General features: G+C 63.9%; 1 protein-coding gene. It reads left to right on the forward strand.

The window, feature by feature from the left end:
- The coding region (locus JQC81_RS32685; protein ID WP_203275904.1) for an antitoxin Xre/MbcA/ParS toxin-binding domain-containing protein at positions 1 to 476 on the forward strand (476 nt) is incomplete at its 5' end.
- Between the last annotated feature and the right edge of the window lie 76 nt (positions 477 to 552).

The following is a 552-nucleotide window of genomic DNA, read 5'->3' on the forward strand; positions in this document are numbered from 1 at the left end:
TCATCCTGCCGGGGATCGTCTGCTGCATGGCTTGGGGCGCCGTGCTCCTCAACGAATGGCACTACAGACGCCAAGACGCCCGCGCCCGGTCAGGCGAACTGAATCGGCCCTTAGGGCCCGAGGATACTACCCTGGTGTCTAAGGCTACCCTGCGGGCTGCCGCGCATCTCGGTCTTCCTGATCCGGTACTTGCCACGATCCTGGGCCTCTCCGCCTCAGGGGTCGAGCAGGCCAGGGAGAGCCAGACGCCTCTGATCCAGGATTGGCTGACGCTCGAGCGCGCCGCTCCCCTCCTGCGCCTGAGCCGAGCTCTCGACCAGGGCCTTGGTGGGGATGCGGAAGCAGTCGAGAGCTGGATCAGGAGCCACAACACCGCCTTTGACGAGCGCCCGATTAACATCCTGCAAACGGCGGGTGGGCCGCAGAGGGTGCTTGATCATGTGCAGGGCCTGCTGGGCTCGTCATGCTCCGTCTGATCGCCCGTTCCTGCCATCACCTCCTGCTGGAGATCTCATGCGGCTGACCTTCAGAGGCTTTGAAGTGCTATTCATC

It is taken from the genome of Microvirga arabica (assembly GCF_016811235.1).
Taxonomy (GTDB): Bacteria; Pseudomonadota; Alphaproteobacteria; order Rhizobiales; family Beijerinckiaceae; genus Microvirga; species Microvirga arabica.